At 66.1% G+C, this 8957-nt stretch carries 4 protein-coding genes and 2 pseudogenes; 4 read left to right on the top strand and 2 right to left on the bottom strand.

Annotated features, from left to right (window positions below; translation table 11 throughout):
* From AB0J04_RS44420 to AB0J04_RS44405, 4 genes and pseudogenes are all read left to right on the top strand, one after another.
* Positions 1-274, top strand: a pseudogene (locus AB0J04_RS44420) (IS701 family transposase); the annotation flags it as partial.
* Between the two features lie 1902 nt (positions 275-2176).
* Positions 2177-5962 (top strand): SGNH/GDSL hydrolase family protein, encoded by a 3786-nt coding sequence (locus tag AB0J04_RS44415; protein ID WP_363174416.1) that lies wholly within the window; start codon positions 2177-2179, stop codon positions 5960-5962.
* 113 nt (positions 5963-6075) lie between these two features.
* Positions 6076-6498, top strand: coding sequence for a hypothetical protein (locus AB0J04_RS44410; RefSeq protein ID WP_363174415.1), 423 nt, complete (start codon positions 6076-6078; stop codon positions 6496-6498).
* 11 nt (positions 6499-6509) lie between these two features.
* On the top strand, positions 6510-7139 hold the full coding sequence (locus AB0J04_RS44405; protein ID WP_363174414.1) for a hypothetical protein: 630 nt from the start codon (positions 6510-6512) through the stop codon (positions 7137-7139).
* A gap of 178 nt (positions 7140-7317) precedes the next feature.
* On the opposite strand, the gene AB0J04_RS44400 is transcribed toward AB0J04_RS44405, so the two are convergent.
* Both AB0J04_RS44400 and AB0J04_RS44395 read right to left on the bottom strand, forming a co-directional pair.
* On the bottom strand, positions 7318-7650 hold the full coding sequence (locus AB0J04_RS44400; protein WP_363174413.1) for a hypothetical protein: 333 nt from the start codon (positions 7648-7650) through the stop codon (positions 7318-7320).
* A 450-nt stretch (positions 7651-8100) separates the two neighbouring features.
* Positions 8101-8721 (bottom strand): annotated as a pseudogene (locus AB0J04_RS44395) (winged helix-turn-helix domain-containing protein); the annotation flags it as partial.
* Positions 8722-8957 lie beyond the last annotated feature (236 nt).

The raw sequence follows: 8957 nt of genomic DNA, 5'->3' as shown, positions 1-8957 counted from the left end.
GAACTCCTGGATGCGCTGGACGTTCATCGGCATGCTCGCCGCCGCCGTCCTCACTGTCACCCGTCTGCGCACCACCGCCCAGGCCACCCGCGGCCGACTCGTCCCGGCCAGCGCCCGCGAACTACTCCGCCTGCTGCGGGCCACCGTGCTGCCCTCGCCCCGCCATGACCGCGATCACCTGCTGCACTGGTCTGCCTGGCGCCGCGAACACCAGCACCGCGCGGCCGCAGCACACCGCCGCTGGAACAACGTCACCGCCGCCGCGACGACATGACACGACCAGCATGATCAAGAACTACAGCTGCCGTGACGCTGCGTTGTTCTTGATGTTCTGACCCGAGCCCGGCCAGGGGGAACTCGCCCCGAAGAGGCAGTACTTCAATGCATGTGCGTGCCCGTCGCCGGGGCGCAGGGCGTTGAAGTCGTACACGCTGTACCCGATATTGCGGAAAGATCCACCCTGGCCCGAGTTGTACCAAAGGTGGAGCTTGAACTTTGACGCCGCCCAGTTCCCCTGGCACGCCGCGTTGTCGTAGAGGTTCAGGCCTGCAGCGTCCTCGGACGTTGCGGCGTGCGCCGGGGTGGTGAGCCCCACTCCGAGTAACGCCGTTGTCAAGAACGCTGTCAAGGCATGTCTCTTTCTCATCACTCTTCCCTCCTCGGGGGGTGAATCGCAGGCTGACCCCCGGGCCTCCTGGAAGCGCCCCCGTAGTGATTGACGCTTGAATGATCGCTGGCCGTTGCGTCGGTCCAGACCGTATGCAGACGGGGCGCCTGATGTGTACCCATTGATCGCCCTTGGCTGCTTCTCGCTAGTGGGTGGCGTGACTGAATCACAGGACTAACCGGGGGTAACCTGCGGGAATCCTGTGACGGTTGCCTACTGGTCTGACAAATGCCAGAAGCGGAATGGCTTCTTCTTTGCGGCGGGTTGGGATTTCGGTGTGCGGCAGGGGGACTTCTGCCGCGTGGGACGGGACCGTCGCCTGCCGCGTGGTCTGGGAGCGGCAAGGCCTGTTCACCTGGGCGATGGTGCTGGGTCCCATCTTGGTGTGCGCGCTGGTTGGCTTCGTGGCAATGGGGCGGGCCCGCCGGGGTTGCACGCCCGGGCCGCGCAGGACGAGCGCGGCCGTCAATCCTTCGGAGTGGGGAGTGGGGAAATCGCTGTGCTGTTCTGAGAGCAGATCTGGTCAATCACTGAATGCGCTTTCTGCCATCAAGCGATTCCGCTTCACAAGAACATCACAGGCCACGGGCTGGTGGGCCGGCTTTCCGGATAGCGCGCAAGTAGGGACTGCTTCTTGCCATGTCCATGCCTGTAGGCATGACGGGTCGTCGTTTCGTGCCTACAGTGATCAGGCGCTCGGCGGGAAAGGGGTGGGCGACCCGTTCTCCGGACGTCCTAATTTTCGTGGGGAGGGCTGATGTTGAGCACTGCGGGGTGAGCACTTCCGGGGTTTCCCGAAGCGGGAAGGGCAAGGAGAATACCTCGCTCCATTTTTTCATGTAAGCCGCCTGAATCCCTTGGCTGCCGTCACAGCCCCTTTCCCTCTGCGGGTCTGCTGGGGGGGCTTCATCTCCGTGCTTCAGCCCGCCTTAGCAGAGGCGCATCCCAGGTCTGAGTGGATATGCGTTGCAGGGCCCTTACCGCCACCGCTGTCCTGCCGGCCCATTCAGATAGCCGCTACTGCAATCCTCCAGGCCCGAAGCGTCATCGGACGTCCGAGGTGGCGCAGTCAACAGCCGTCTGACTTGGTCCTGCTGAGCGGCTCGGGACATGCATGACGCCTGCCAGCGAACATCGTATGCAGATCAGCTACGGCAGTACCGGACTTGCTAAGCGCAAGGTCCTTCACACCGCGATCAGAGCGAAGGCCAGTGCTGCCCTGGAGGGCTGAGCCGTGCTGCGGAACCGGTCGAGGTGCGTCAGGCGGGCCCTGGCAGGCCCCTGCTCTGCCGATGCCGAGGCTGCCGAGGCCCCTCCACCAGTCAACCAGCGCCGAGGAGGCGTTCTTTGAGAGTGCTCAGACGGGTCCGTGCCACCAGTTCAGGCCTCGCAGTCTGCCTGATGCTGGCCGGCCTCACACAAACCATGCCGACGGCGTCCGCCGTACCAGATCCCAGACCGATATCCGACCCCAACGGCCCCGTCTCAGCTCACGAACCGTCAGCGCAGGTGACGGACCCAGGCAAGAAGCTCGGCAACGACTGGAAGACGTCGCCCGACCGGGCCGTGACCACTGCGGCGGATTCCGGTGGGCTGAAGATTCTTGTCGCTGACAGCAAGGATGCCTATGCGTGGCGGACGCTCGCTACGCTCGCCGAGCCGGGCATGCCAGCGGACACGTGGATCGGCAACGCGTGCGTGATGGACAGAGAACACGTGGCCGCCGTCTACGCGCCGCGCACGTTCAGCAACAAACCAGACTTGATGCAGGGCGGCGCGTTCACCGCCGTTATCGATATCAAGACCGGACGGGTGACGAAGCTATCGTTCACCGCGTCCCTCGCCTACTTCACCCCATCCTGCAACCCGCAGACCCGCACCGCGGTCTTCACTGCATTCCGCGACTCCACCACCCGCCTCGTCACGGTGACCAACGACGGGAAGACCACGGCGGATACCTCCGTGGCCGGCCAGGTGACAGCAGCTGTGCCCGTCAAGGACGGTGCTGTCGCCGCACGGGGACGACACATCGTCCACCTCGATCCCTCCGGCCAGGCCCGCGTTCTGGCCAAGGCGGACAACGTGCCGTACCAGATCCGACCCACACGTGACGGGGTGGCGTTCCTGGATCGCAAGGGTGACACCACCAGCGCGAAACTGTGGACCGAGCACGGAAAACCGTCGACGCTGGCGTCTGGCAAAGTCGGAGACCTCGCCCTCAAACAAGGTACCGGGGGCCGGGTGTTCCTCACCGGACACGCGGAGAACACCCGCCTCACGGGCAGTGCCGTAACCCGCCTGAATGTAGCGGCGGATGCCGAGATATCCAGCCACGGCCGTCTGGCTGTCGACCCGGTTCTCACCTCGGGCGTGCGCGCGGGCCTGGACCACATCAAGAACGCGGGGAAGGGCTTCACCAAAGCCGAACCATCCCCCGAAGCGCCCAGGTCCCAGGACCCCACAGATCAGGGTGCCGCGCCGCTGACCATTACGAGTACCGCTCCCACTACGGGTGAGAAGATCGCCCAGGCGGTGTCGGACACGACCAGCGCCAGGGGGAAGGAGTCCTTCTCACCCGCCCTCCAAGCTGCCGGCAAGCGCCCATCAGACCAGAGTGGGCGGGCTGCAGTCACTGACGACGAGCGGGCGAACAATCCCGTGGACACCGACCGCTGGTGTTCCATCCCCCGCAACGACGTCAAAGCACTCGCCTTGCAGCCGACACCGAACCAGGTGGAGTGGGCCGTCGACATGGCGATCCGCGGCGAACTGCGCGCCACGTGGCTCAAGCAGGGAGGCTGGCGCGCCCAGGCCGGACTGGGAACCGTGGACCCACAGGGCCTGTTCCCTCCCCCCACACTGAAGGGCGGCGGACGCATCCCCGCCCAGGTGCTGCTGGGTGTGCTCGCCCAGGAATCGAACCTGTGGCAGGCCGAATCCGGGTCCATTCCCGGACAGATGGGCAACCCGCTGGCGGCGATCGCCGGGTTCTACGGGCATAAGGGGGACACGACCGAGGAGTACTGGAAGATCCACTGGGAGAACTCCGACTGCGGCTACGGCGTCGGCCAAGTCACCGACGGCATGCGCCTGGCAGGCCACGAGAAGGCCGGCGAGACCAGCCTCCCCCCGACAAAGCAGCGGGCCGTCGCCCTTGACTACGCAGCCAACATCGCAGCCTCGATGTACATCCTCGCCGACAAGTGGAACGAGGTGCACACCGCAGGGCAGACAATCACCGTCAACAACGACGACGCGTCCAAACCGGAGAACTGGTTCGCCGCCCTGTGGAACTACAACCTCGGCTTCAACCCGAACCAGGGTGACGGCAAGGCGTGGGGTCTGGGTTGGTACAACAACCCCGCGAACCCGTTCTACCCCCCGTCGAGGCATCCGTTCATGACCGACCCGCGCGACGCCGCGAAGCCCCAGGACTGGCCCTACGAGGAGAAGGTAATGGGCTGGTCCGCCTGGTCCATGGACACCGGCTACTCCTACTCCACAGAGGGACGGCAGGACTGGCCCGGCGAATCCGGATACTCCACCGTCGGGTTCCGGCCCGCCTGGTGGATCAACCCGGCGCAGCGCGACCTGATCAAGCCACCACTGGACGCATTCTGCAACGCCGCCAACAACTGCAATGCCGCCAGCCCGCCGGACTGCCCCGACGCAGAGTGCTACAAGCAGTACTGGTGGCGCGGGTCGAACGTGACCTGGAAACAGAACTGCGCCACCGACTGCGGCAACGAGAACATCAAGTACGTCACGCCACGTGCGGAACCGGGCCGCGGGTACCGGTTGGAGTACGGCACTCCGAAGTGCAGCGCAGCCCCCGCTGGGGCGCTGATCGTGGAATCCGTGCCCGACAACACCGACACCTACAGCGAATGCGGGTCAAGCGGCACCGACGCCGGGCACTTCCAGTTCACGTTCAACGCCGACTCGTCAGCGACCGGGCCCGGCCTGGGCCCATACCAGGCCAAGGGAGACCTGCAACAGGTCGGCGGCGGGCAGGGCGGCCACTTCTGGTTTGCTCACACCCGGGACACACAGCATCTCGGCGGGGACTCCGGGCTGATGACCATCAAGGGCACCTGGACCCTCGACCAGAACATCGAATGGGCCCGCGTACTGGTGCATCTGCCGGATACGGGAGCCCACACCCGGCAAGCGGCGTATGTGATCGGCGGCGCTGACACCACCAGCAAGCTGAGGATCGTCGAACAGCGCGCCAACCGGTGGGTCAGCCTCGGCGCCTTCCGCTTTACCGGCACACCAACGGTCACCCTCACCAACGCCACCGAGGACGGCACCGCCGACGAGGACATCGCGTGGGACGCGGTCGCCTTCCAGCCCCTTCCTGGCAAACCGAACCACATGGTGGTCGGAATGGGCGACTCCTACGCCTCCGGTGAAGGAGCCTCCGACCCGAACGGCGAGGACTACTACCCGGAGTCCGACTACTACAGCAAGGTGTCGGGTGAGAAGACGAAGAACACCTGCCACCGCTCCCGGCACGCCTGGTCCCGCCGCGCTGTACTGCCCGGCGAACAGCTCTCCGTCGGGGAGCTGGCGGACTCCTGGAGCGCCAGGATGGACTTCCAGTTCGTTGCCTGCTCCGGCGCCCGCCACTACAACATCCTCAGCGTCACACCAGACTCCGGGGAACTGCCACAGATCAAGCAGGGCTACCTGGACCAGCACACCACCATGGTGGCCCTGGCTATCGGCGGCAACGACATGGCGTTCGCCGACGTCATCAAAAAGTGCATCATGACCGTCACCGAGTTGTGCCAGAACGGGTCGATCAAGGCCCGCAACCCCGACACCGGGAGCGAGTACGACAACGACACACCCGCGCTGAAGAACTGGCTGCCGGCATGGGCAAACAAAGTCATCCGGCCCCTCCTGGCAAAGACCCTCAACGCACTGCATGAGCAGGCACCCAACGCCAAGATCGTTCTCATGGGCTACCCCAGGCTCCTGGAAAAGAGCGGCTCGTGCGTGCCCGGCATCGGTACAGAGGAGGCGCCGTGGCTCAACGAGATGGGCGACGTCGTCGCCACCGAGATGAAGGGAGCTGTCAGTGACGCCGGCTCGTACGCGGTGTTCGCCGACCCGCGGGCTGCGTTCGCCGGGGAGGCGATCTGCGGAGACACGGAGACGATCCACGGCATCGTCCTCACCGGGCACTCCAGGGCTGACACAAAGCCGAACTCGATGAAGTCGTTCCACCCCAAGATCTCCGGAACGGCTCACTACGCGCAGGCGTTCGAGGACGCCCTCGCTCAGTAACAGCCGGCTGCGAGTTCTGGGGCGCCGTACGATGCGGCGCCCCAGGACGCCTTCCCCAATTGAGTAGCTGTACGGATAGCAGGCGACCAGCCGACGGGAAGATGATCGTGTTCATGACCTATCTGGTGCGGGCCGCGAAAACGACGGTCGTGACTGCTGCGGCCACACTCGTCGCCTGGTGGCTGTTTCGCCGCATGTACACGCTGATCGACGGCGCCACCGAAGCCGACAGTGCACGCAACCCCCTCGCGGGAGTCCCCTATTACTGGGCTGTCAACGCCGCAGGCATTGCCTTCCAGCCGTTCGCCCTGTGGGCCGGCCTCAGACTGGCCGAAGTCCGCGGCAACCACTTAGCGATCATCATCAGTGTCTACGTGTGGGCCACGATGACCACAGGACACCTCGTGGACTCTCCCCCCAGCCCGTGGGAGGCCGTCGTGTGGGTGGCCGTTCAATCCGCCGCCACGACGGGCGCCTCGCTCCTGCAAGCCAGGCTCATGCCCTCCAGCACACAGCCCAAAGAGCGGTCCTCTTGACCCGGCGCCCGGTGAAGATTCTCGTGCTGCGGACAGTGACCTGGCCGCTTCTCGCCGCATTTAATGTTGTAGCCCGCGTGTGGACGCTTCTCGGCTCGACCAGCCGCCGCACAGCCCACCAGCTCGCAGACAGTGATACCGCCCGTCAGGCTCGGCGGGACACTGAGGCCCGGCTGCGTGCCATCGCCCACGCCTACGCGGAGAGCACACCGCTGGTGTTGCGTCTCCTGGTCGTTGAGGACCACTACACCCGAGGCATGGCCAGCTGGGATCTGTTCACTCCGGTGAGATCCGCCTACCGCGTGTCATGCTGGATGCGTCTGAAGGCCTACTACAGTTCCCCGCTGCCGCCGGCCGAGACCGTTACCCGGATCCTCGATGCGGGGGAGCAGGTCCTGTCCGGGATCCCCTTCACCCACGACATCGCCAGCGAGGGCAGACAGGGCGAGCTGACCCGCGCCGGGCACGCCCTTACCTGGGACCTGCCAGGCTCATTGGTCCCCGAGCCTGAGCAACCGGCCAACGCCTACCGGTTCCTGTGCGAGCCTCCGGCTGCGAGCGTGAGCGATATCCGGCGGCGGTACAACACGGTGTTCATACTGAACCTGCCCGTTGAGGACTATTGCCGGATCCCACGATGACGCAGCAAGTCCGAGCCCGGGTCGGCAGCTTCGAATCGAATAGGTGAGGTATCCCTCTACCAGTCTGGTGCGCAGGCCGCTGCGGTGAGGGCGCCCACTGCATTGCTGCTTCGGTGATGCAGGCCGGAGCAGTCGTACGCTCCTTGTGTCCTGACCAACGGCCTTGCGCGCCCTGTGGTCAGCTATCCGTACGGATCCCTTTGAATCCGGGCCCCAGCCCCCGCCGCCGGGAACGCTGTGCGGAATGCCGAGCCGGCACTTCCACCGTGGCCGCCGCACCTTCGTCGTCGCCGAGTCCGAGCTGCCGGCGGGCACGGGTGGTGGCAGCCGTCACCGGCGCGAGGGTGGCCGCGATGTCCGGTCCGAGCGCGGACAGTGCCCCGGCGAGGGTGTCGATCGCGTCCAGGGCGTCGTCCGCGGCCGCCGGGCTCCAGCTCTCCGGCCCCGCGATATCGGCGAGGTGGCAGGCGCTCTCGGCTGCCGTCTCGGCATAGTGCTCCACCCCGGGCATGGCTTTCGGCGACAGTTTCACCCCCGTCCAACGATTCTCAGGCGGAAAAGATCACCAGCTGCGCCCGGGTCGGCTGCTGAAGTCAGCGGGCTCGGACGACTTCGATGACCGTGTCCGGGCAGTCGTCGAGGAGTTCGGTGAGCACGGCCTGTTCGGCAGGGTCCACGGCAAGCCTCCAGCGGATTTTCACGGCGGTCCAGTCGGTGGCGTACGTGCAGCGGTAGTCCTGGGCGGGTGGCTGCCAGGTGGCGGGGTCCTGGTCGGCCTTGGACCGGTTGCTGGTGGCGGAGACGGCGATGAGGGCGCGGGGGTCGTCGAGGTCGTTGGTTATCTAGGGCTGTCAAGCTCTGTTGCAGGTCATAGGTATGAGCAGTGCAGAGGCACATGAGGCATGACGCCTGGGAGTCGGACGAGCTGCTGGTCGTAGAGCTGCTGTGCTGATCTGAGCCTTCAGCCCGAACCGGCGACCAGTGCCTCGCCGAGCGGGGTGCGCCGGTAGAGCACCGACCGTCCGGACCGGGCGCGGACGAGCATCCCCGCGCCTCGCAGGATGGCGAGGTGGTCTCCTACCGCGCCGGGTGCCATGGCGAGGCTTCGGGCGAGGTGGCTGGTACTGGCCGGGGCGTCCAGCGCCACCAGCAGCCGGGCTCGGGACCGGCCGACCAGAGCGGTCAGCGCGTCCGGTCGGGGGACGCTCCCCTGTTCGCCCCACAGGGCGGCGGTGCCGCGGGCACGATAGCCCAAGGTCCTGGGCCAGGGGTCTTCCAGCTGGGCGGCGATATTCGCGACGAAGACCGAAGGGATCAGCAGGAGCCCGTCGCCGGCGAGGCGGACTGTTCCGACTTGGGGGAAGTGGCCGATCTCGATACCGCCGGCGCGCCAGGCGATGCTCGGGTGCAGGCTCTCGATGGTCGTGACCCATCCGTGTTCGCCGATCACACCCACCCGGTGCACGACATCGCGCTCACAGATCGCGCGCAGTTGCGGCCAGTCCGTGGCGAGCAGCTCGTGCCACGCCTGGTCCATCGCCTCGGCGATCCTGGAGACGGCGTCCGTCGAGTCCAGCAAGGAGGCGCTATCTGGCGCCAGTTTGAGCCCCCTACGCGCGCGTGCGCGTCGGGCCTCACCCCGAAAAGCGTGGCAACTCGGGAAACCCGCAGGTCAGTGGCCGGTTGCAGGGTCAACTGGCCTTGTCGATGCAACCGTTCGGTATCAACCGTCGCAAAACGGGCGAGGTGGCGGCTGGCGTGACGCCTCGCGCACAAGCGAGAGGAGCACGCCGCGCGCCCGGGGTGCTCCTCTCGCTT

Source organism: Streptomyces sp. NPDC050263 (assembly GCF_040655955.1).
GTDB lineage: Bacteria > Actinomycetota > Actinomycetes > Streptomycetales > Streptomycetaceae > Streptomyces.
This window is presented reverse-complemented; position numbering and strand designations above follow the sequence as displayed.